Raw genomic sequence first — 24,032 nt, 5'->3', positions numbered from 1 at the left:
GTAAGCTAGTAAGACCCCTTGAAGACTACAAGGTTGATAGGTCAGAGGTGTAAGTGTGGCAACATATTTAGCTGACTGATACTAATAGGTCGAGGGCTTGACCAATAAATAATTGTTATATACAATTTATGTGCAATTTTGAAAGAACATTCTTTCAATCCGAATCTGGTGATGATGGCATAGAAGTAACACTCCTTTCCATTCCGAACAGGACAGTTAAGATCTATAGCGCCGAAGGTACTGCACGGGAGACTGTGTGGGAGATTAGGACGTTGCCAGGTAAGGGATCTTTAGCTCAGTTGGTTAGAGCAACCGGCTCATAACCGGTAGGTCCGGGGTTCGAGTCCCTGAAGGTCCACCATTTTGGGGGTATAGCTCAGTTGGGAGAGCACCTGCCTTGCACGCAGGGGGTCAAGAGTTCGAATCTCTTTATCTCCACCATTTATTTAAAAGCTATGAAGCTAATTCATAGCTTTTTTTGTTATAATTAAAAGTATCTAACTTTTTATTAGGAGAAACAAATTATGTTATATAGAATAAAACAATTTATTTTAGGGGTGTTATCTTACTTTGAAGATGATGATATTGATTTTATAAATAGATATTTAAGTATAGAAGAAAAAAAATTATTTATGAAATTAAGTAAACCAGACAGAATTCATTCATTTAGAGTATGCAAAGAAGCAATTCTTATGGGAAAAGATTATGATACTATAGATGAATTTAAAATGGCTAAATGTGCATTGTTACATGATATAGGTAAGGTGAAAATTTCATTAAATATAATTGAAAAAGGGACAGTAGTAATTATAAATAAAGTTACTAAGGGCAACTTTTTAAAGTATAATAAATATAGTAGAATGACTAAATATTATAATCATCCTGCAATTGGTAAGGAATTATTAGAAAAGATAAACATTGAAGATAAAGAAATATTATATTGCATAGAAAATCATCATAAAAATTTAGACGAAATTGAAGAAAATTTATATTTAAAGATATTAAATATATGTGATAGTAAAAATTAAGCCTAAATAAACATAATAAGTTATGGAGGGTAAAATTTATGAATTCTATTGAAAGAAGAGAAAGTATACTTAAAAGTTTAATTCAAAGTAAAACCCCATTAAAAGGTGTTGAAATAGCAAATAAATATGGAGTAACAAGACAAATAATAGTAAAAGATATAGCTATACTTAGAGCTAAAGGAAATAATATAATGGCTACTCCTGATGGATATATTATTAATAATGAATTAAATAAAATAAAAGCTATAATAGCCGTAAGTCATAAAGAAGAAGAATTAGTTGATGAAATGGGTATAGTTATTAAGTATGGTGGTACTATTGAAGATGTTATAGTAGAGCATCCTTTGTATGGAGAAATAAGAGGGATGTTAATGATTAAGAATTATAATGAATTGAATAAATTTGCAGAAAAATATAAGAAGCAAGAAGGTAGATTATTATCTGTGTTAACTAATGGTGTACACATTCATACTATATCAGCAGATACTCAAGAAGATATAAATAGTATTATAAATGAATTAAAGGAAAATGGATTTATAGTATCTGATTAGGAGGAAAGTATATATGGATTATGACGTACTTATTTTAGGTGGAGGCATAGTAGGATGTGCTGTAGCTTATCAATTATCAAAATATAATATTAATATAGCATTAATAGAAAAGGATTATGATGTAGCAGATGACATATCTTTTATAAATACAGCTGTTATTTATGATGGGTCAGAAACTTCTAATGATATGATGGCAAGGCTTGAAAGCATAGGTAGAAGATTAATTGAAGAACATTGCAAAAAGTTTAATGTATCATATGAAAAAACAGGAGCTTTGAGAATAACATCTAATAATAATCAAGATTATAAATTAGACATTATGTATAAAAGAGCTAAAAAAAGAGATATAGAAGGTGTTCATTTAATAGAGAATGATAAAGAACTTCTTTATAAGATTGAGCCTAACTTAAATATAGAAGTTAATAAGGCACTATATTCTGAAAATGTAGCAGTTATTTCTCCATATGATCTAGCGATATCTTATGCTGAAGTTGCTGCTGATAATGGAGTAAACTTTAAATTAGAAGAAGAAGTAATTGATATTCAAAGTCTTGTTAGTGGTTTCAAGGTAACTACTAATAAAAATAAGTTTACTTGTAAAGTTGTAGTTAATACAATACCTGATGAAATATCTTTTAATCATATTCAAGAGGAATATGATTATAAAAATATGAACTATATAATGTTTGAAAATAAATCAGAAGACAAATTAAAAACAATTCTTATAGACGATATAGATGATACGACTTTTGTTATAAATAATCCTAAATTACAAAATGGTAATTTAATAGGAATAAAAAGTAATCATATTTTATCTTTAGAAGAGGGAATTGATATGTCTGCAAGTATATTTCCTGAAGGTAAAAAGGATTTTGTGAGTAATATGTTTGCAGAAGTATATAATAAAGATATAATGATAATAGATGATAGTAAGTTAGATAATGGATATATAAAGATTACAGGAACTCACTATGGTAAAATTACTATTGCTCCAGCTATTGCCCTTAAGATAAAAAATACTTTAAAGGATAATTTAAATATTATTAGAAAAAAAGATTATATAGATAAAAGAAGAGAAGTATATAGATTTAAGAATTTATCAAATGAAGAAAGAAATGAAGTTATTTCTTTAGATAAAAGATATGGTAATATAGTTTGTGTGTGCAACAATATATCTGAAGGTGAAATAATTGATAGTATTAGAAGACCTTTAGGTGCTCGTACTGTTGAAGGTGTAAAGAGACGTACTGGTATTGGTAGAGGAAATTGTAATGGAGCTTATTGCGATATAAAGATAATAAAAATATTAGCAAGAGAAATGGATAAAAATATTTTAGATATAGTGGAAGACTCTAAAGATTCAAATATAGTATCTAGTAGAATTAAGGAATTTAAGGAAATATAGAATTTAGGAGATGTATTTATGAGCAGTAAGGATATTTTTACTAGTTTAGTTAGAGTAAAAGGAAGCCCCAATCATAAAGTTGTTTCTGTAAAAAGCAATAATCCTATAGAAAAGGAATTATGGAGGGAATTTTCAAAAGTTCTCAGTAGAATTTATGTTAGTGCACCTATAGATATTGGTGATATAATATGTAAAAACATAATGAATACGGGAATAGATATTATATGTACTAAAAAAATTGATAATAATATATAAAAAAACTTATAATATATTGACAAATATAAGCATTTTAATATAATATATTTAATACAAGTTAATATGTAAACCTTAGATAAGGCTAGTAGTAATATCATGATTTTTAGAGAGTTAGTGGTTGGTGTAAACTAATATTCATGTATTGTGAATCCACCTTTGAGGGACTGTGATTTAAGCAGTACGGTAATATCGTTAAATTTTAGAGTGAATAACATTTATGTTATTAATTAGGGTGGCAACGCGGAGTTTTTCGTCCCTTTTATAGGGGAGAAAGGCTCTTTTTTTATATAAAAAATTAAAAGGAGAGAATAATAATGTTAGATTTAAAGAGAATAAGAAATAATCCAGAAGAAATAAAGAAATTATTATCAAATAGAGGAGAAGATTTTGACGTAGCAGTTATAGATGAAATTGTAACTTTAGATGAAGAAAGAAGAAAAATATTAGTTGAAGTTGAAAGCTTAAAGAGTAAAAGAAATCAAGTTTCAGCAGAAATACCTAAGTTAAAAAAAGCTGGCGAAGATGTTACTGAAATAATGAATGATATGAGAAAACTAGGAGAAGAAATTAAAAATTTCGATACTAGAGTAAATGAGATAAATGAGAGAATAGAATACATAATGCTTAGAATCCCTAATATTCCAAATCCAGAAGTTCCAGATGGAGAAACTGATGAAGATAATGTTGAAATTAAAAAATGGGGAGAACCTACTAAATTTAATTTCGAACCTAAAGCTCACTGGGATTTAGGAACTGATCTTAATATCTTAGACTTTGAAAGAGGTGGAAAGGTAGCTGGATCTAGATTTACAGTATACAAGGGATTAGGAGCTAGATTAGAAAGATCAATAATAAACTATTTCCTAGATAAACACACTACTGAAAATGGATATACTGAAATATTACCACCTTACATGGTTAATAGAGATAGTATGACAGGAACTGGTCAATTACCTAAATTTGAAGAAGATGCATTTAAAGTAGAAAATAATGGATACTTCTTAATACCAACAGCAGAAGTACCAGTTACAAATATGTATAGAAATGAAGTTTTAAGTGGTGATATTTTACCAATAAAACATGCAGCATATTCAGCTTGTTTTAGAGCAGAAGCAGGATCAGCTGGTAGAGATACTAGAGGCCTTGTAAGACAACATCAATTCAATAAAGTAGAATTAGTTAAGTTCTGTAAACCAGAAGATTCTTATGCTGAATTAGATAAATTAGTAGAAGATGCTGAATCAGTTTTACAAGGATTAGGATTACCTTATAGAATAGTTAGAATATGCAAAGGTGATTTAGGATTTACTGCAGCATTAAAATACGATATAGAAGTTTGGATGCCAAGTTATAATAGATATGTAGAAATTTCAAGTTGTTCTAACTTTGAAGATTTCCAAGCTAGAAGAGCTAATATAAAATATAGAGAAACACCAAAAGATAAACCTAAGTTTATCCATACTTTAAATGGCTCAGGTGTTGCGATAGGTAGAACTGTAGCAGCAGTACTAGAAAACTACCAAAAAGAAGATGGAACAGTTGAAATTCCAGAAGCAATAAAAAGATTTATGAACGTAGATTTTATAAAATAATTAATTTAAGATAGATATAAAGTAGTCTATATTGACACGGTAAGTTGATGTAGGCTACTTTTTATTGAATGAAATTTTTATAATAAAAATTAGTCATTATAATAGTATTAAGTTTTTAGTTTAATATTATAACTTATAATAAATTCTGTTTTTACAAGTGTAAAATAATTATAAAGATAGCATATAAAGCTTATTTTAGATCTAATAAATTAATGAAATGTAGTAAAATAGATTATTTAGAGGGATGTATAAATTCATAAATTATAATTTATATAAAAATATAAAATTTTTTAATAAATTATGTTGACAGAGTATATATATGTTGATATAATAACTCATGTAGTCACGGAGAGATGGTCGAGTTGGTTTAAGGCACCGGTCTTGAAAACCGGCGTGCGTGTGAGCGTACCTAGGGTTCGAATCCCTATCTCTCCGCCACTTTTTTTTTATATAGAATTATTTAGAAGGCACATGGAGAATTACTCAAGTGGCTGAAGAGGCGCCCCTGCTAAGGGCGTAGGTCGGGCAACTGGCGCCCGGGTTCAAATCCCGGATTCTCCGCCAAAACATCTAGTATTTTTACTAGATGTTTTTTTATGTATAGGAAATTATAGAATTTTAAAGCTTGAAAGGCTGATGAAATTTAAGGTTATGGATATATTTTTGAATTGACAATGAACAATTGACAATTTAGGTTGAAATAACAACGTTATTTCTAAATATATATTTTTTAAGGATTAAGAAGTAAAACCTAAAGAATAAAAAATCGATTACGTTATATTAGATATAATTATACTTAATTAAAAAATCATAACTAAATTTTTTTAATTATATTGACATATTAAATATTAGTTGTTATAATAAACTTCGTAAGTTGTGGAGAGATGGTCGAGTTGGTTTAAGGCACCGGTCTTGAAAACCGGCGTGCGTGTGAGCGTACCTAGGGTTCGAATCCCTATCTCTCCGCCATTAATTTTATATAAAAATTAATTTAGAAGGCACATGGAGAATTACTCAAGTGGCTGAAGAGGCGCCCCTGCTAAGGGCGTAGGTCGGGCAACTGGCGCCCGGGTTCAAATCCCGGATTCTCCGCCAAAACACCTAGTATTTTTACTAGGTGTTTTTTTGTTGTATAAAATTATAGAGTTTATATAATTTGCAGGATTAATTAACTTTCTAATTTTAAGTTAGAAATAGATTATAAATATTTTTTTGAATTTAGATAGTAATATTTACAAATATGATGCAGCATTTTTATTAGAGATAGTATAATAATAATATAAGTAATTCTTAAGAAGGTGAACTATGCTTAAAGGGGAAAAAGTTTATTTGAGATTAATGCAAGCTAGCGATATTAAACGATTATCTGATTTATCTAACGATTATGAGGTAAAAAAATATAATGATGAGATGTTAGATATTGATAAAAAAATTCATATTGATGAAGATTCAAGTAATGTTAGCATATGTAAAAGAAAAGCAGTAAGTATAATTAATAAGAAGAATGTTTTAGTAGGATTTATGACTTATAAACCAAATGATTATTGCAACAATGTTTATTCAATAGGTATTACTATAGGAAAAAAATATTGGAACAGAGGGTATGGTGAGGATTCTATAAAGACATTAATTAAGTATTTGTTTGATGATTTAAATGCAAAAAGAATACAATTAGAGGTTGCGGCAGAAAATATAAGAGCTATAAAATGTTATAAGAAGTGTGGGTTTATTGAAGAGAAAATAAGAAAAGCTATATATTATATAGATGGAAAGTATACAGACATAATAATTATGGGCATTCTAAAAAAACAGAGGGCTTTATAAATTATTAAATAAAAATATAGGAGTAATTATGAGTATAAGGTTTATTTATGGAAGAGCAGGTAGTGGAAAGAGTTCATTTTGTATAAATCAGATAAAAAAGTTAATAGATTTAGATAAAGAAAAGAAAATAATATTATTAGTTCCAGAACAGTATACTTTTACTACTGAAAATAAGGTTTTAAATAATATAGGTGAAAGAGCATTTTTAAATACTCATGTATTGAGCTTTAGAACTATGTGTCAAAAGGTATTTGAAGAATGTGGTGGAAGAGTAAAACAAATTATAAAAGACACTGGTAAGCATATGTTAATTAACAAAGTATTAAATGAAAAGATAGATGATTTAAGCTATTTTAAAAAAATGTCTAGAGAACAAGGCTTTAATAATATAATATCTGAATTAATTACTGAATTTAAAAAATATAATATAGATATAGATGCTTTAAGAGATTTAACAGATAAAATAGATGATAATGAATTAGTTGAAAAGATAAGAGAATTATCTTTAATATACGAGGAGTTTAATGTAAAAATGCACAGCTCTTATATAGATACTGATGATGAGCTTACTTTATTAGCTAAAAAGTTGTTAGATAATAACATTTATGCAAATAGCGAAATTTGGATAGATGAATTTACAACATTTACTCCTCAACAATTAGAGATTATAAGGATACTTTCTAAGACATCAGTGGTTAACATAACTTTTTGTATGGATAAAGTAGAAAATAGTGATGTTGAAGATATAACTAATGTATTTAGTAGTATTGAAAATACAGAAAATAGGTTGTTAAAGTTAATGGAGGAAAATAATATAGGTTATTTAAATCCTATTAATTTAAATTCTAAATTACCATATAGATTTAAAAATAGTGAAGAGTTAGCTCATATAGAAAAGTATTGTATAACATATCCATTTAAATCTTATAAGGGAAAAAATAAGGATGTAAGATTATACAAAGCAAATAACACCTATGATGAAATTGAAAAAGTAGCTCAGGATATAATTAGATTAGTAAGGGATAGAAATTATAGATTTAGAGATATATCTGTGGTGTGCAGAAATATAGAGGACTATAACAAGATAATTTCTGTTATTTTTAATGATTATGAAATACCATTTTTTATGGATCAAAAAATAAAATTATTAAATAACCCATTAATTATTTTAATAACTTCTGCATTTGAAGTTTTATTAAAAAATTGGTCATACGAAAGTGTATTTAAATACTTAAAGAGCGGATTAACAGGCTTTAATACTTATGATATTGATAGATTAGAAAACTTTGTATTAGAACATGGAATAAAGAGTTATAAATGGAATGAAGAAGAGATTAAAAAACTTAAAAATATAAGCATAGAAAATGGTGCTACTGAAGAAGAACTCACTATATTCAATGTGATGGAAGAGGTCAGAAATTCTCTTATATCATTCCATAAATTAATAGAAGGTAAACATAATGTTAGAGATATATGTAAAGCTCTATATGAGTTTTTATTAAGTGTTAAAGCTTTTGAAAGAATAGATGAGTGGATTATTAAATTTGAAGAATTAAAGCTAGAAGATAAGGTGAAGGAATATAAACAAGTTGAATCTATAGTAATAGATATATTAGATCAAGCTGTAGAAGTTATGGGATCTGATGTAGTAGATACTTTTGAATTTTTTAAAATATTAAATTCTGGTTTTGAAAATGAAGAAATAGGTGTTATACCAGTAGCTTTAGACCAAGTTAATGTTGGAGATATAGCTAGAATAAAAGGTAGAGAAGTAAAGGCATTATATATAGTTGGAATTAATGATGGGATATTGCCAGCTGCACATAAAGACGAGGGAATTCTATCAGATAGAGATAGAATTGAACTTAAAGAGTTTGGAGTAGTATTAGCAGCTGATGGTAGAAGCAAAGCTTTTGAGGAGCAGTTTGTAGTGTATACGGCATTAACAATCGCCAGTGAATATTTAATGCTATCATATCCTATGGCAGACTTTGAAGGTAAATCTTTAAGACCATCTATAATAATATCCAGAATAAAGAAAATATTGCCTAATTTAGTTGAGGAAAGTTCTTTATATGATTTAAGCAAAAGAAATGATCATTTTAATAAAGTTATTTCTCCAATACCAACTTTTAATGAATTAATATTTGCATTAAGAAGAGAGCTAGAGGATGAAGAGATAGATGAGGAGTATTGGGGAGAAGTATATAATTGGTTTAAAGAAAATGAAGATTTTAAATGGAAAATAGAAAATACATTTAAAGGGCTTAGATATTCTAACACAGGAGAAAAGGTGTCTAGAAATAAATTACTTTCCCTTTATAAAAATGATTTAGGAAAGTTATCCTTTAGTGTGTCTAGATTGGAGAAGTATGCAGAATGTCCATTTTCATATTTCATTCAATATGGATTGAAGGCTAAAAATCGTAAGGTATATGAATTTACTCCACCTGATTTAGGATCATTTGTACATGATATTTTAGATTCATTTACTAATAAAGTAAAGAAAGAAAAGATTGCGTGGTCAGATCTTGATATGATAAAGTGCAAAAATATAGTGTCTGAATTAATTGATACTAAGTTAAAAGAAGATAGCGGATCTATATTAAATAGCACTAATAAATATAAGTACTTTTCAAAGAGATTTAAGAGAGTTATATCTAAATCAGTATCTGTTATATCAGAACAAATGAGAAGAGGGGAATTTGAGGTATTTAATAATGAATTTTCTTTTGGAAGTTATAATGACGGAGAAGCTATTGTGCTAGAGTTGCCATCTAACGAAAAGGTATATTTAAATGGAAGAATTGATAGAATAGATACTTTAGATTTAGAAGGAAGTACGTATCTCAGAATTGTAGATTATAAAACAGGAAATAAACATTTTGATTTAAATCAATTTTATTATGGGCTTCAAATGCAATTGTTGGTTTATTTAGATGCATTACTAAAAAACTCTGAGTATATATTAAAAAAACAAGCCTTACCTGGAGCAGTACTATATTTCAGAGTTGATGACCCTATAATAAAAACTAAAGGCGACATAACTACTGAAGAATTAGAAAAAGAAGTTTTAAGTAATTTAAAGATGAATGGATTAATATTAAAAGATGCTAAAGTGGTTAAAGCTATGGATAGAGGTATTGAAACAGATGGGTATTCATTAGTTATTCCAGCTGCATTGAAGAAAGATGGCGATTTTAAAGCTGGTAGCGAAGTAGTGACTGAAGAACAATTTAATTTACTTAGAGAGTATGTAAATAAGAAAATGATTGATTTATGTGAAGATATGTTATGTGGAGACATAAAGATTCAGCCAACAAAGGATTCTGATGGTAGTCATTGTGAATTTTGTGATTTCTCATCTATATGCCAATTCGATAGTAGCATAGAAGATAATAAATATAAAATTATAATGAAAAAATCTAAGGATGAAATTTGGAATAACATAAGGGATGAATTAAGTGATGATAAAAAAGAAAATTAGCTATTTAGATAGGAGATATTAATTTATGAGTGGAACAAAATGGACTGAGGAACAGCTAAGTGCTATTACAACAAGAGATTGTAATCTATTAGTTGCAGCAGCAGCAGGTTCTGGAAAAACAGCCGTATTGGTAGAAAGAATTATAAAAATAATTACAAATGAAGAAAATCCTATAGATATTGATAAACTTTTAGTTGTTACATTTACAAGTGCAGCAGCTGCTGAGATGAGAGAAAGAATAGCTAATGCCATATCAAAAAAATTAGATGAAACTCCAACTTCTAAAAACCTTCAAAAGCAATTGACTTTATTAAATAGGTCTAACATTATGACTATTCATTCTTTTTGTTTAGGTGTAATAAAAAATAATTTTCATAAGATAGACTTAGATCCATCTTTTAGAATATGTGATCAAACAGAAGGTATACTTTTAAAGATGGAAATAATAGATGAATTATTTGATGACAAATATGATGAAGAAAATCAGGAATTTATAAAATTTATTGAGGCATTTAGTAGTTATAAAAGTGATAATGCGTTAAAAGAATTAGTTTTAAGCTTATATAATTTTACAATGGCAGGACCATGGCCTAAAAAATGGCTAAAGGATGCTTCAGAGGATTTTGATATAAAAACATTACAAGAGTTAGATGAAAGTAAGTGGGTAAGTGTATTAAAAGAAAGTATAAAAATAGAACTAGATGGATATATAAAAATGATGCAAAAGGCAATTGAATTAATAAATGAAACTGATGGATTGGAACCTTATTTTGAGGGATTTAGCAGTGAGTTAGATTTAATAGTTAATGCTTATAATAATGTTGAATCTAGTTTAAATGACTTATATAATTCATTAAGTTTAATAACTTTTAATAGATTAAAGACTATCAAGAAGAATACTGTAAGTGATGAAAATATACAAAATCTAGTTAAGCAAATTAGAGATCAAGTTAAAAAGAAAATATCAGCATTAATTGAGGGAACTTTTATAGCATCTCCAGATAAAATGCTTGATAATATAATAAAATCTTATCCATATATAAATCAATTAACAGAGCTTACTTCAGAATTTATAGATAGATTTAATGCTAAGAAGAAAGAAAAGAATATATTAGATTTTAATGATTTGGAACATTTATGTTTAAAGATTTTAATTGAGGAGAATGAGGAAAATCAAATAGTACCATCAACAATAGCACAAAAGTTTAAAGATTATTTTGAAGAGGTACTTGTAGATGAATACCAAGATTCTAATAATGTTCAAGAAGCAATAATAGAATTAGTATCAAGAAAAAATTCTTATAATCCTAATGTATTTATGGTTGGTGATGTAAAACAAAGTATATATAAATTTAGGCAAGCAAAACCAGAACTATTTATTGATAAATATAATAGCTATTCATTGGATAAAGGCATTAATAGAAAAATTCAACTTTATAAGAATTTTAGAAGCAGAGAAGAAGTTATAAATGGTGTTAATTATATATTTAAATCAGTTATGTCTAAGACTGTAGGTGAATTAGAATATACTGATGTTGAAGCTTTAAATTTAGGTGCAAGTTATCCTGAAAAGAAAAATGATGATGATATAATTGGTGGTCCAATTGAGGTTCATATTTTAGATAGAAGTGATAATAAAGAAGAAAATGATGACTCTAAATTACAGGTGGAAGAAGAAGAAATCGGTGACGTAAATTTAGAAGCAAGAATTATAGTAAAGAGAATCAATGAATTGATTTCTAAAAAAGATGGAAGTAAGTTTAAAGTGCTTGATAAAGATACAGGTGAATATAGAGACTTAAAATATAAGGATATAGTAATTCTATTAAGAGCAACTAAAAACTGGTCAGAAGTGCTATTAGACGAATTAGGATTAGCAGGGATACCTGTCTATGCGGATACAGGATCAGGGTATTTTGAATCAATTGAAATAAGGACCATTATGTCATTATTAAAAGTAATAGATAATCCTATGCAAGATGTACCTATGCTTTCATTATTGATTTCACCTATTATAGGATTAAGTGCAGAGGAACTTAGTGATATTAGACTTATAGATAAAGAAAAGTATTTTTATGAAAATATAATTAAGATTACTGAGGAAAAATTAATTTCAAAAGAACTTCAAGAAAAATGTGAATATATATTAACTAGCATTGATAAATGGAGAAAAAAATCAATATATATGCCTATAGATGAATTTATTTGGTATTTATACATGGATACAGCTTATTATGGGTATGTAGGTGCAATGCCAAATGGAGTTCTAAGACAAGCAAATTTAAAGATACTATTTCAAAGAGCAAGACAGTTTTCAGATACTAGTTTTAAAGGACTATTTAATTTTATTAATTTCATAAATAAATTAACTAAATCATCAGGTGATATGGGAAGTGCCAAGATTTTAGGTGAAAATGAAGATGTTGTTAGAATTATGAGTATTCATAAAAGTAAGGGGTTAGAATTCCCAGTTGTATTTTTAGCTGGATGTGGTAAGAATTTTAACTTAATGGATTTAAATAATAAGATACTTTATCATGAAGAATTAGGATTAGGTCCTGAATATATTAATTTAGAAAATAGAACTAGTATTACAACTTTACCTAAAGAAGCAATTAAAAAAAGAATGAAATTAGAAACATTATCTGAAGAAATGAGAGTACTATATGTTGCATTTACTAGAGCTAAGGAAAAATTAATTATAACAGGAGCAGTAAGAAATGCAGAAAAATCTATTGAAAAGTGGATTAACTCAGCAGTTTTAGATAAGGATGTTGTATTACCTTATGAGATATCAAAAGGTAAATCGTATTTAGATTGGATTGGTATGGCTTTATGCAAGCATAAAGATGGTGAAATCCTTAGAAAGAAATTAGGATTTTCTAGTGAAATGTGTAAAGATGACTTATCAAGATGGAGAATCAACATATGGAACAAACATGAATTAGATATGTATGATGAACTAGATGAAAATCAAGAGGAAGAGGATATTAAAATTTCAATTTTAGATAAAGATGTAAATAAAAAGGTTAAAAGTGAAGTTTATAGAAGATTAGGTTATGAGTATGAATTTAAAGAATCAACTAAGCTTACTAGTAATATATCTGTGTCTGATTTAAAAAGAAGAAATATGGACGATAATATTGATACCCTTGAGATATTTGATTTAGAAGAAGAGGATAATAAAAATAAAGATATAATAACTCCTAAATTTCTTCAAGAAGAAAAAGGAATATCAGCAGCAGAAAGAGGAACAGCTATCCATTTTGCAATGAAAAAAATAGATTTTAGTAAAGTTGGAACATTAGAAGAAATAAAGGGACAGCTAAACAACTTATATGATGAGGAGTTTATATTACAGGAAGAATATAGCTCAATTAATCCATATAAGATATTAAGTTTCTTTAAAAGCAATTTAGGTAAGAAAATCCTTGATGTATATAATAAGGGTGGCAAAGTTTATAGAGAAGTTCCATTCTATACTGAAATAAGTAGTTTGGAATTAGACGAATCTTTACCACAAAAGTACGCTAATGAAAAAATAAGATTACAAGGTATAATAGATTGTTTCTTTAAATGTGATGATGAAATAATTTTGTTGGATTACAAAACAGATTATGTAGAAAATGAAAAAGAATTTAAAGAAAAATATAAAAGTCAATTATTATATTATAGTCAAGCAATATTTAAAATGACAGGAAAGAAAGTTGATAAAAAATATCTATATTCATTCTATTTAGAGAAAGAAATTTTAATATAGAAATTGTCATAAGCGTATTGAGTTTATAAAGTAGTTTCTATTTCAAGGACATGGATAAGTAACTAAAAGTTGATTTCTGTATTGTACAGGTGTAAGCAAATATAGATAAAATTTCAAAAGATAAAAAACTACATTATAATATAATTGTCTTTTGAACATATAAACAGATTTTGAATAAAGAATTTAGATAAAAAACAAGTAAGTGTCTTAAATGTATGGGTAATTATAATTAAGACACTTACTTTTCTATATTTATTGGGGGGATAATTAGCTATTTAATTATGATTTTTGTATCTCTTGGGATGTTATCATATATCCATTTAGCATCGCTTAATGCTAATCTTATACATCCATGTGATGATTTTTTGTTTAAAGTAGTATCTACTACTGTAGTTTTATCCTGAGCATATGGAACTGAGTGAAATAATATATCACCATCAATTTGAGTCCAATACTTTCCACCTTGTTTAAACTTATCTGAGAAGAACCATTCACCTTTTTCTTTAATAGAAAAAGCACCACAAGGAGTTGGCTCGGAATCTATTCCAGTAGAACAAGAAAATGTTTTATCTAAATCCCATTTATTTGATTTACCTTTATAAATATAAGTTTTTTGATTGTTTATATCTATAAAAATTAAATAAGGGGTATTACTAACTAAATTTAATGTATTTATGTTTTGTGAAGAAATATTATTTATATAATAATCTGATACTGTTTTTGAATCAGCAGTTTTATCTAAATATTGTTGTTTACTAGATTTAATTTCAGCAATTTTTGTTTTTATATCTTCGTCATCATTTAGAACAGAAGGAATATTAGATATTTGATTTAATGCCTGACTATAATAATCGTTAGAACATAATTCATCACATTTAGCGAATAACTCTTCTTTAATTTGATTCTTGGCTTTCCTTAAGTAAATTAATGATTCATTGTAATTTAAATCTAAGGAAGATAAATTTGAAAAGTTAGTTATAGCTTCATAATATTCTTTGTTATTAAAATGTTCTATTCCATTAGAATAGTTGTTTATTGAATCTTGAAGACTAGAGACAGAATTAACTAATTCTATCACTTCGCTTGAATTAAAACCATATCTATTTATTTCATTAACTTTTATTAAAATTTCTTCTTCATTTAATTTAGAGGTTTCTAAATATTGCTTCAATGTAGTTATATTATCTGAAAAATATTTTTTTAAATCTCTCTTTAGCATTAAGTTTTTAAAAGGATTTAAATTTTCTTGGGTTAATAAAATATTATTAGCCTGAGAAAATTTGTTACCATCAAAATTTATCTTAAAATTATTAACTAATTTTTTATACTGATAACCTTGAAATAGTGTAGTTAATGTAATTAGTGTAAATAATAAGATATATATAATGGATTTATTTATATGAATATTTTTATTGATTTTCAAAACATACCTCCTATTTTTATCTAAAAATAAAATATACTTTTTTTATTATGAACATAAATTACTAATAATAAACATTTATATTTTATAAAATAGGAAGTATATGTTAATATATTTATTAATGACGTTCTTATTTAAAAAAGGATATTGGAGGAAATGATGAATAAAACAGATAATTTTTTTAAGAAATTTATTAATTGTATTTATAATTTAAAAGCATTAGTAACATATCCTAAATACGGAATATGGAAGGCTATATTATATGTATTATTAATGAGCACTCTTTTAGGCGGAATAAGAGGAATAACTATTGGATATAGAATAGACAAGGAATTAAATAATTTAAGTACAATACTGCAAAATGATGAATATAAATTTAATATAGAAGAAGGTATATTACATACGAAAAATTCACCATTAAAGGTAGAGGGAACGTCTAGTTTAATATATATTGATGAAAATAAAAGCTTGAGCGAAATTGATGGTTTAAGAGATACAACAATTCAGAATGATAACAACATATTATTTTTAAAAGATGGGATATATTTAGAAATAGGAGCTTATAAACAGCAAGCAGATTATAAAGATTTAATAGGTGACAATAAATTAGATAATAAGATTTTATTTGAAGAATTATCATATGTACTAAAAATAGTAGTAGCTATTGTAATTTTGTATACGATATTATTTACATTTATCAACATATTAATAAATTGTTTATTTGCAACCGCTTTTGCATCATTTGCATTGATAATTATGAGAGTATTTATGAAATATAGCATATTATATTCATTAAGTTTATATGCATGTACATTACCATTTATATTTCAAATTATATTACAAACTATTTTTCCAAATATAAATTTAGATACGATGTTTATAGTTGGCACATTAGTATATGTAATATTTATACTTAAGTATATAAAAGATGAAATGATAAAAACTAAATTAAATAAAGACGGAATGTAATAAAGGATATATCATTAAGTTTTAACCACTTAATGATATATCCTTTTTATTTATATTTATTTAGTTTTATTCTTGCTTACAAAGTAATCTACTATTAAAGATAAGGCGCCATCACCAGTAATATTAGTTGCAGTACCAAAGCTATCTTGAGCTGCATGTAATGCAATCATTATAGGCTTTTCTATGTTTCCAAATCCAAGCATAGATTCTAATAATCCAAGAGCGGCCATAACTCCACCACCAGGAACTCCCGGTGCAGCTACCATTGTTACTCCAAGCATTAATATAAATGGAATCATAGTAACTAAAGTAGGTGTTTGTCCTCTCATTAGCATTACACCAATTGAAGTTAATACTAAAGTTATAGTATCTCCTGCCAAATGTATTGTAGCGCATAGAGGAACAACTAAATCAGCGACCTCTTCAGATACATTATTTTCTCTAGTACAGCTTAATGTAACTGGTATAGTAGCAGCAGATGACTGAGTTCCTACAGCTGTAAGATATGCAGGAATCATATTTTTTAATAATTTAAAAGGATTCTCCTTTTTAAGTACACCAGCTATAGAATATTGACATAATAAATATACAAATTGCAATATAAACAATATTAAATAAATAGTAGCGAAAGATTTTATAGTAGTAAATATTTCACCACTTAAACTTAACTTAGAAAATATAGCTGCAATATAAAGCGGAACAAGTGGAATAAGAATTTTAGAAATAATCATTGAAACTATTGAACTAAATTCATGAAATCCTCTTAATAATGAGCTATTATTTATTTTTGAAAGTCCTATACCAAAAACAAATGCAAATACTAAAGCTGACATTATATTAAGCATAGGTGGTATATCAATAGTAAAATATGGTTCTACCTTAATTGTTTCAGTTGAGACTAATGTAGCTGCTTTTATTATTTTAGGAAGAAACGATATTCCTACAAAATAAGCAATAACACCAGAAATAATAGTTGATATGTAAGCTAGTATAGTAGTTCCTATAAGTACTTTTCCTGAATTTTTCCCAAGTGAAGCTATTCCAGGAACTATAAAGGCTATTATTATTAACGGAATAACAAATGATAAAAAGTTTCCAAATAAAGAACTAAAAGTGGCTAATATTCTTATTGGGAAGATTATATTTAAACTTCTACATGTTAAACCGAGTATTATTCCTAAGATTAAAAATGTAAATATTCTTTTAATTAGTGATAAATTCTTCAATTATAAATCCCCCTTTTATAATTAATGTTCATATATGAAATACATATGTATGTATTACAAGTACAAATATATCATTAAATTATTAGTGCGGTCAATAGTTATATAAAATTTTACTCGAAATAATAAAATTATCGAATATTTTACAAATAAATTACATAAAATTATAAAATAATATGTGTAAATATGAATAATTTTTTATAATTTTAGGATATTTGGAGTATTAAGGTAGAAGAAAAAATGTTAAAAAATGGTTGTTAGTATTTATAGTATGTGATAATATAAAAGTATAAAATTCAAAAAAATGGAAAATGATATTAATTATAAGGAGAAGCTGTAAATGAGTGTAGCGAAAAAAATTATAAATGATTTTATAGAAGAGGATAAAGAATTAAATAGATTAGAACTTTCTAAATTAACAAAAGAAGAACTAATAGATAAATACATGGATGTAAATAATTATAAGAATTTACAAGAAAATCTCCTTTTAAGTGTTTCTCATGATTTAAGATCGCCATTAAATGTGATTTTAAGCATACTTCAATTTTACGAATCAGGTTACATAACTGGCAATGATAACATGAATAAATATATGACTAGCATAAAGAGAAATAGTTATAGGATGCTAAAACTTATAGATAATCTTATAGATACAACACGATTAGAAAAAAAATATTATAAAATTGAAAGAAGAAATTTAGATATTGTTAAATTAATAGAAAATACGGTTTCTTCAATAGATAAATACGCAAAACAAAAAAATATATCATTAATATTTGATACTAATGTTGAAAAATGTATTATGGCAATAGATCCAGAGGCAATAGATAGGATAATTATGAATCTTTTATCTAATGCCATAAAGTTCTCTTATAATAATGGAAATATATACATTAACTTATGGAAGAGAAATAATGAATTAAATATATCAGTAAAAGATGAGGGTATGGGAATTCCAATAAAAGAACAGGATAAAATCTTTAATAGATTTGCTCAGTCATCTAATCATAAAAAAATAGAACAGTCAGGTAGTGGAATTGGATTGTCATTAGTAGAAAGCTTAACTAAAGCACATAATGGTAATATATCACTAAAGAGTCAGGAAGATAGAGGCAGTGAATTTATAATAAGACTCCCAATAATAAAATTAAGCGAGAATAATGAAGATAATCATATAATTCATGCAAAAACCAATATTGAAATATTAGAAATAGAATTTTCAGATATTTATTTATAAAAAAGAAATTTATTGAAATAAATACTTAATATTATGGAAAAATAATCTTAAGTATTTATTTTATAAACTTGCTTATTATGGTGGCTTGTGATAATATATTTCTTGAAGAAAGTTAGTTTTAAATTAATATGGAGCGTTAGTTAAACGGATATAACTTACCGCTACGGACGGTACATTGAGGGTTCGATTCCTTCACGCTCTGCCAAAAGACTTAGCTATGTTTTTAGTTAAGTCTTTTTTGTTGTATAAATAAACATGCTAATAAATGCTAATAATAAATTATATAAGTATATTAGATATTTAATAAACAATAGTGATGAAGTAAAGGTGGCAATTATTAATGAAAGAAGATATTTTAATTAATTTATTAGATGAGCATAATGAGGGGAATTTGTTAGCTACTGATAAATTTAGACCTTGTAAAGTAATTTACTTAAAGTATGAAGAAAATAGTGAATTATATGAGAAGCTAAAAAAGTATCATAAAGAAATTTTTCCGAGTATTGATATAGAAAGCTACATTATAAGTGAAGGTAATATAAAAGAAATAAACAATTTATTAAATAGCTTAGATATAGAAAAAACTATTATAAATGTAACTGGGGGAAAAAGAATAAACTCATTAATTTTATTAAATCAAGCTTTAATAAAGAAATTTAATATTGTTTATATAGATATTTTAAATAAGAGAATATATGAATTAGGAAATGATATTAAAAATAAGTCAGAAGAGTTTAAGGATATATATATAGATGACATACTTAAGATAACTGGTTCTGATATTTTGTTAGATTCTAGCAAAATAAGTAAATATTCTGATGTGATTAATATAACAGAAAAAATTTATGAAAACTTAGAATTATGGTATAAGTATAAGCAATGTCTTTATGATAATCATTTATTTATTCATGATTATTCTCAAAGTAACAAAGTTATTATTAATTTGTCTGACTTATATGGGCAAGAGGAAAAAGGAATATTAAATTCTTGCTTAAATTATCTAGAGAAAATTAATGCTATAAAATATAAAAAGAGCAAGAATGATATAGTAGTACATTTTCAACAAGATTATATGAAAGGATTTATATTTAAAAGTGGTACTTGGCTAGAAGTATTAACTAATATAGTTGTTAGAGAAATTGAAGAAATTGATGATGTTAAAAGTGGCGTTATATTTCTATGGAACAATAATGAAATCAAAGTTAAAAATGAATTTGATGTATTAGCAGTTAAGGATGATGTTTTAATATGTATATCATGTAAAGATAGTGCAAAATATGATGAAGATGCACTAAATGAATTAGATGTATATAGTAAAAGATTAGGTGGAAATAATGCGAAAAAAATATTGGTTGCAACTCAAGAACCTTATAAAAGATGTATTAAAGAAAGAGCAGAAATGATGGGGATTAGTTTAATTATATTAGATAAAGATATAGAAAAATTTAAGAATGAATTAAAAAAAGTCATTAATAAATAATGCTATGTTTTAGCAATGTGTTTATATATGCCACTTTGATTATTGCATATATAAACATGCTAAAACAGAACTTGCTTATTTAGAGATTTTAGTTCCAATCTTTTCGCCAAATAAGATTTTACATTCATATCCTTGTTTTGATTGCTCTAAAATATCAGGATCTATTTTTACTTTATTTTTTTCTAAGAACAGTATAGTTGTTGATCCACCAAATTTAAAATACCCTTTTTCATCGCCTTTTGTTACTTTTTGGTTAGGCTCATATGTTTGAATTATTGATCCAACACAAGTAGCACCTACTTCTACAGTTAAAATATCTCCAAAATTTTCTGATTTAAATATGCACCATTCTCTTTTATTTTCACAAAATAATTTTGGAATTGAATTAAGAGCTATAGGATTTACAGAATAGTAATGGCCCTTAATTTTATGAGTTTCGCAAGGTATACCAGAGTCTACAAAGTGAAACCTATGATAGTCTGTAGGACATAATCTTAATATTACACAAATACCATCTTTATATTTTTCTGATATTTCATCATTTTTTATTAATTCTCTTAAACTATAAGTTAAGCCTTTTACTTGAACAATATTATCTAAGTCTATATTATCGTAAACAGTAATTCGCCCATCTCCTGGAGAAATAAAAATATCTTCATTGTAATCTATAGGTCTTGAAGTAGAAGTCAAATTTCTAACAAAGAAGTCATTAAATGAATTAAATTCAGAAATATTTTTTTCTGCAATATTCATATCAATATTAAAGTCTTTAACAAAGTCAGGTATTTTTCTTGCACTGAATTTTGTATCACAAAATTTACCATAAAATTTTGAAAAAATCTTTCTCTTAGCAATCAATTCTGTCATACCTTTTCCAACGGGTGTTTCATAAGTCCACTTAATGAACTTTTTACCTGCCACGTTTTCCTCTTCATATTCGTTAGTAATTCTGTTATATACTTTAATCATAAATTCCTCTTTTCATTAATTTAAAAATATATTTATATATTATATACTGATTCTAACATATATATTTTAAATATCAAAAAAATGAAAGTAAAAAGTAATAAATAGTAAAATTTTAGTGGTATAATGTAATTATTATCAGTTTATGAAAATGAGGGATTGGTGTGAATAAAACAAAAAAATTGATTTTTAATTCTTCAATAGAAGTTTTTTCAAAATCAGGGTATAGGGGAGCAACAATGGATGAAATAGCAACCACTGCGGGGCTTGCTAAAGGAACACTATATTATAATTTTAATAGCAAAGAAGAAATATTCAACTTTATAGTTGATAATGGACTTAAGTTACTTAATGATGAAATTGCAGCAGTAAATGAATTAAATGATGATGCAATTGAAAAATTAAAACAAATCTGCAAAATACAATTAACATTTCTTTATGAACATAATAGCTTTTTTAGAGTTGTAATGAGTCAATTATGGGGAGATGAAGAAAGACAATTTATTTTAAGAGAAAAGGTAAAAAGTCATATAAAAGAAATAGAAATGTATATACAAATGGGGATGAAAGAAGGGTGTATTAGAAAAGGCGATAGTGAAGTAATGGCCTATGAATTTTTTGGAACATTATGTTCAACAGCAATATATGAGTTAATAAACATAGAAAAAGTTAGTTTAGAAGATATTATTAATAAGACATTAGAATTTATTTTTAATGGTTTAATAAATAAAGAAGTATAGAAAATTTTAAAAATTGAAATATGTATAAATGTTATATAATCATAGTAGTCTATCCTAAAAGTTCTTTTAGGATAGTTTTTTTTGTTTTAAATATAAATATTTAAATTATGTTGATACATATATTTCATAATATATAAAATAGTATAATTAATAGATTATTTATCCAATAAAAACTATTAATTAATACTTATTTTTAATAAATAAGTATGCTAAAATTGTAACGTTGATAAAAAATGTATTTTTAAATATTAACACACATTGAAAATATAGTTAAATAAAAAAAGTATACTAAAGACGGGGAGGTTCATTTAGTGGCATATATATTAATAAATGAAAAAGAGGTTTCTGTAAAAGAAGAGGGTAAAACTATTTTAGAAGTTGCATTAGAGAATAATATAGAGATACCAACCTTATGCTATTTAAATGATTGCAGTAATACAGGAAAATGTGGAGTGTGTGCTGTTGAAATAGAAGGACAAGAAGAACTAGCATTATCTTGTGAAACATTAGTCAAAGATAAAATGGTTATAAGAACTGATTCAGAAAAGGTACAAGAAGCTGTTAAATTAAGAATGGCAGAAATGTTAGATAAACATGAATTTAAATGTGGTCCTTGTAAAAGAAGAGAAGACTGTGAATTTTTAAAATTAGTAATAAAGACTAAAGCTAGAGCAAATAAGCCATTCATAGTTAAAGATAAATCAGAATATGTAGATGATAGAAGTAAGTCAATTGTTATAGATAGAAGTAAATGTGTGCTTTGTGGAAGATGTGAAGCTGCTTGTAGCGAAAAAACAGCTACTAATTCTATAAAAATTGTTGATGATAATTGTGATAAGAAAGTATCAACTATTGATGGAAAATGCTTTGATGATACAAATTGCTTATTATGTGGTCAATGTATAGCTGCATGTCCAGTAGATGCGTTATCAGAAAAATCTCATACTGAAAGAGTGCAAAATGCTTTAGAAGATCCAAGTAAACACGTAATAGTTGCAATGGCTCCATCAGTTAGAGCTGCTATGGGTGAAGCATTTAAAATGGGATATGGTGTTGATGTAACAGGAAAAATATATACAGCTTTAAGAATGTTAGGATTCAATAAGATATTTGATATTAACTTTGGTGCTGATATGACAATAATGGAAGAAGCAACAGAACTTATTAGTAGAGTAAATGAAGGTGGTCCATTCCCTATGTTTACATCTTGTTGTCCATCATGGGTAAGAGAAGTTGAAAATTACTTCCCAGAGTTTATAGATAACTTATCTAGTGCAAAGTCACCTCAACAAATTTTTGGTGCTGCAAGTAAAACTTATTATCCTGAAATAGAAGGATTAGATCCTAAAGATGTATTTACAGTGACAATAATGCCTTGTACATCAAAGAAATTTGAAGCTGATAGAGAAGAAATGGAAAATAACGGTTTAAGAAATATAGATGCTGTAATTACAACTAGAGAATTAGCAAAAATGATTAAAAATGCAAAAATAAATTTTGCTAGCTTAGAAGATAGTGAAGCCGACCCTTCAATGGGAGAATATACTGGTGCAGGAGCTATATTTGGAGCTACTGGTGGTGTTATGGAAGCAGCTTTAAGAAGCGCAAAAGACTTTATAGAAAATAAATCACTAGAAGAAATAGAGTATGAACAAGTAAGAGGCTTAGATGGAATAAAAGAAGCTACAGTTACATTAGGAGGACAAGAATATAATATAGCTGTTATTAATGGCGCTGCAAATGTATTTGATTTTGTTAAGAGTGGAAGAATGGACGAAAAGCAATATCATTTCATTGAAGTAATGTCCTGCCCAGGTGGATGTGTAAATGGTGGTGGACAACCTCATGTAAATTCAAAAGACAGAAATAAAGTAGATGTTAGAACTGTAAGAGCATCTGTTTTGTACAACCAAGATAAGGGATTAGCTAAGAGAAAGTCTCATGAAAATGCATCATTATTAAAGATGTATGAAACTTATATGGGCAAACCAGGAAAAGGACTAGCTCATGAATTATTACATATAAAATATAATAAAAAATAAGATGTTTATTTAAACATGGCATGGTTTAGTAGAGTGTTCATATATGCATAAAT

At 26.6% G+C, this 24,032-nt stretch carries 16 protein-coding genes, 7 tRNA genes, 2 rRNA genes and 1 other annotated feature; of the genes, 22 read left to right on the top strand and 3 right to left on the bottom strand.

From position 1 onward, the window contains the following. The 16 genes from NG901_RS14165 to addA all read left to right on the top strand — a co-directional run. Window positions 1-105: ribosomal RNA gene (locus NG901_RS14165) — 23S ribosomal RNA — on the top strand; the annotation flags it as partial. Between the two features lie 59 nt (window positions 106-164). Continuing rightward, window positions 165-281 (top strand): 5S ribosomal RNA (rrf, locus tag NG901_RS14160). Window positions 282-284: 3 nt separating this feature from the next. After that, window positions 285-361, top strand: a tRNA-Ile gene (locus NG901_RS14155). Window positions 362-365: 4 nt separating this feature from the next. Next, a tRNA-Ala gene (locus NG901_RS14150) sits at window positions 366-441 on the top strand. An 83-nt stretch (window positions 442-524) separates the two neighbouring features. Then, window positions 525-1,028 carry an HD domain-containing protein gene (locus NG901_RS14145; RefSeq protein ID WP_252215877.1) on the top strand — a complete coding sequence of 168 codons (504 nt, stop codon included), beginning with the start codon at window positions 525-527 and terminating at the stop codon, window positions 1,026-1,028. Window positions 1,029-1,066: 38 nt separating this feature from the next. Further along, window positions 1,067-1,579, top strand: a complete 513-nt coding sequence (locus tag NG901_RS14140) for a transcription repressor NadR (RefSeq protein WP_252215876.1) — start codon at window positions 1,067-1,069, stop codon at window positions 1,577-1,579. A gap of 13 nt (window positions 1,580-1,592) precedes the next feature. Then, window positions 1,593-2,984, top strand: a complete 1,392-nt coding sequence (locus NG901_RS14135) for an NAD(P)/FAD-dependent oxidoreductase (protein ID WP_252215874.1) — start codon at window positions 1,593-1,595, stop codon at window positions 2,982-2,984. A gap of 18 nt (window positions 2,985-3,002) precedes the next feature. Further along, window positions 3,003-3,239, top strand: a complete 237-nt coding sequence (locus NG901_RS14130; protein ID WP_252215872.1) for a DUF1667 domain-containing protein — start codon at window positions 3,003-3,005, stop codon at window positions 3,237-3,239. A gap of 64 nt (window positions 3,240-3,303) precedes the next feature. After that, window positions 3,304-3,500, top strand: a binding site (T-box leader). A 53-nt stretch (window positions 3,501-3,553) separates the two neighbouring features. Further along, on the top strand, window positions 3,554-4,831 hold the full coding sequence (serS, locus tag NG901_RS14125) for a serine--tRNA ligase (protein ID WP_012424888.1): 1,278 nt from the start codon (window positions 3,554-3,556) through the stop codon (window positions 4,829-4,831). Window positions 4,832-5,178: 347 nt separating this feature from the next. Further along, window positions 5,179-5,269, top strand: a tRNA-Ser gene (locus NG901_RS14120). 35 nt (window positions 5,270-5,304) lie between these two features. After that, window positions 5,305-5,395 (top strand) — tRNA-Ser (locus NG901_RS14115). A gap of 314 nt (window positions 5,396-5,709) precedes the next feature. Beyond that, window positions 5,710-5,800: transfer RNA gene (locus tag NG901_RS14110), tRNA-Ser, on the top strand. 35 nt (window positions 5,801-5,835) lie between these two features. Further along, window positions 5,836-5,926: transfer RNA gene (locus NG901_RS14105), tRNA-Ser, on the top strand. A 210-nt stretch (window positions 5,927-6,136) separates the two neighbouring features. Beyond that, entirely contained in the window at window positions 6,137-6,655 is a 519-nt protein-coding gene (locus NG901_RS14100) for a GNAT family N-acetyltransferase (RefSeq protein WP_252215870.1), read from the top strand. A gap of 28 nt (window positions 6,656-6,683) precedes the next feature. Continuing rightward, window positions 6,684-10,142 carry a helicase-exonuclease AddAB subunit AddB gene (gene addB, locus NG901_RS14095; RefSeq protein ID WP_252215868.1) on the top strand — a complete coding sequence of 1,153 codons (3,459 nt, stop codon included), beginning with the start codon at window positions 6,684-6,686 and terminating at the stop codon, window positions 10,140-10,142. 25 nt (window positions 10,143-10,167) lie between these two features. After that, window positions 10,168-13,902 (top strand): helicase-exonuclease AddAB subunit AddA, encoded by a 3,735-nt coding sequence (addA, locus tag NG901_RS14090; RefSeq protein WP_252215865.1) that lies wholly within the window; start codon window positions 10,168-10,170, stop codon window positions 13,900-13,902. Window positions 13,903-14,173: 271 nt separating this feature from the next. On the opposite strand, the gene NG901_RS14085 is transcribed toward addA, so the two are convergent. Continuing rightward, window positions 14,174-15,325 (bottom strand): L,D-transpeptidase, encoded by a 1,152-nt coding sequence (locus NG901_RS14085; protein WP_252215862.1) that lies wholly within the window; start codon window positions 15,323-15,325, stop codon window positions 14,174-14,176. 156 nt (window positions 15,326-15,481) lie between these two features. Here NG901_RS14085 and NG901_RS14080 point away from each other — a divergent pair, with 156 nt between their 5' ends. Then, a complete protein-coding gene (locus NG901_RS14080) occupies window positions 15,482-16,291 on the top strand; it encodes a DUF1189 domain-containing protein (RefSeq protein ID WP_252215859.1) in 810 nt (269 codons plus the stop codon). Window positions 16,292-16,347: 56 nt separating this feature from the next. Here NG901_RS14080 and NG901_RS14075 read toward each other — a convergent pair whose 3' ends face one another. Then, window positions 16,348-17,517, bottom strand: a complete 1,170-nt coding sequence (locus NG901_RS14075; RefSeq protein WP_252215857.1) for a dicarboxylate/amino acid:cation symporter — start codon at window positions 17,515-17,517, stop codon at window positions 16,348-16,350. Window positions 17,518-17,854: 337 nt separating this feature from the next. Between NG901_RS14075 and NG901_RS14070 the strand changes: the two genes are divergently transcribed. From NG901_RS14070 to NG901_RS14060, 3 genes are all read left to right on the top strand, one after another. Beyond that, window positions 17,855-18,751: a sensor histidine kinase gene (locus NG901_RS14070; RefSeq protein ID WP_252215855.1), complete on the top strand. Its 897-nt coding sequence runs from the start codon at window positions 17,855-17,857 to the stop codon at window positions 18,749-18,751. Between the two features lie 130 nt (window positions 18,752-18,881). Then, window positions 18,882-18,956, top strand: a tRNA-Arg gene (locus NG901_RS14065). Window positions 18,957-19,091: 135 nt separating this feature from the next. Beyond that, window positions 19,092-20,231 carry a Card1-like endonuclease domain-containing protein gene (locus tag NG901_RS14060; RefSeq protein WP_252215852.1) on the top strand — a complete coding sequence of 380 codons (1,140 nt, stop codon included), beginning with the start codon at window positions 19,092-19,094 and terminating at the stop codon, window positions 20,229-20,231. A gap of 75 nt (window positions 20,232-20,306) precedes the next feature. On the opposite strand, the gene NG901_RS14055 is transcribed toward NG901_RS14060, so the two are convergent. Continuing rightward, window positions 20,307-21,200, bottom strand: coding sequence for a phosphatidylserine decarboxylase (locus NG901_RS14055; protein WP_252215849.1), 894 nt, complete (start codon window positions 21,198-21,200; stop codon window positions 20,307-20,309). A gap of 161 nt (window positions 21,201-21,361) precedes the next feature. On the opposite strand from NG901_RS14055, the gene NG901_RS14050 reads away from it, so the two are divergent. Both NG901_RS14050 and NG901_RS14045 read left to right on the top strand, forming a co-directional pair. Next, the gene (locus NG901_RS14050) at window positions 21,362-21,937 is read left to right on the top strand and encodes a TetR/AcrR family transcriptional regulator (protein WP_252215846.1); all 576 of its coding nucleotides are present in this window, start codon (window positions 21,362-21,364) and stop codon (window positions 21,935-21,937) included. A gap of 311 nt (window positions 21,938-22,248) precedes the next feature. Next, entirely contained in the window at window positions 22,249-23,979 is a 1,731-nt protein-coding gene (locus NG901_RS14045) for a ferredoxin hydrogenase (RefSeq protein ID WP_252215843.1), read from the top strand. The last annotated feature ends 53 nt before the right edge of the window (window positions 23,980-24,032 follow it).

The sequence above is a fragment of the Clostridium sp. CMCC3677 genome, assembly GCF_023845585.1.
Classification (GTDB): Bacteria; Bacillota; Clostridia; order Clostridiales; family Clostridiaceae; genus Clostridium; species Clostridium aquiflavi.
Note: the sequence above shows the minus strand (reverse complement) of the source record. Positions and strands in the feature narration are given on the sequence as shown.

What these genes read in the sequence shown, in the direction of transcription:
- NG901_RS14145 (WP_252215877.1), top strand. Translation starts at nt 525, where the DNA reads ATGTTATATAGAATAAAACAATTTATTTTAGGGGTGTTATCTTACTTT.
- NG901_RS14140 (WP_252215876.1), top strand. Translation starts at nt 1,067, where the DNA reads ATGAATTCTATTGAAAGAAGAGAAAGTATACTTAAAAGTTTAATTCAA.
- NG901_RS14135 (WP_252215874.1), top strand. Translation starts at nt 1,593, where the DNA reads ATGGATTATGACGTACTTATTTTAGGTGGAGGCATAGTAGGATGTGCT.
- NG901_RS14130 (WP_252215872.1), top strand. Translation starts at nt 3,003, where the DNA reads ATGAGCAGTAAGGATATTTTTACTAGTTTAGTTAGAGTAAAAGGAAGC.
- serS (WP_012424888.1), top strand. Translation starts at nt 3,554, where the DNA reads ATGTTAGATTTAAAGAGAATAAGAAATAATCCAGAAGAAATAAAGAAA.
- NG901_RS14100 (WP_252215870.1), top strand. Translation starts at nt 6,137, where the DNA reads ATGCTTAAAGGGGAAAAAGTTTATTTGAGATTAATGCAAGCTAGCGAT.
- addB (WP_252215868.1), top strand. Translation starts at nt 6,684, where the DNA reads ATGAGTATAAGGTTTATTTATGGAAGAGCAGGTAGTGGAAAGAGTTCA.
- addA (WP_252215865.1), top strand. Translation starts at nt 10,168, where the DNA reads ATGAGTGGAACAAAATGGACTGAGGAACAGCTAAGTGCTATTACAACA.
- NG901_RS14080 (WP_252215859.1), top strand. Translation starts at nt 15,482, where the DNA reads ATGAATAAAACAGATAATTTTTTTAAGAAATTTATTAATTGTATTTAT.
- NG901_RS14070 (WP_252215855.1), top strand. Translation starts at nt 17,855, where the DNA reads ATGAGTGTAGCGAAAAAAATTATAAATGATTTTATAGAAGAGGATAAA.
- NG901_RS14060 (WP_252215852.1), top strand. Translation starts at nt 19,092, where the DNA reads ATGAAAGAAGATATTTTAATTAATTTATTAGATGAGCATAATGAGGGG.
- NG901_RS14055 (WP_252215849.1), bottom strand. Translation starts at nt 21,200, where the DNA reads ATGATTAAAGTATATAACAGAATTACTAACGAATATGAAGAGGAAAAC.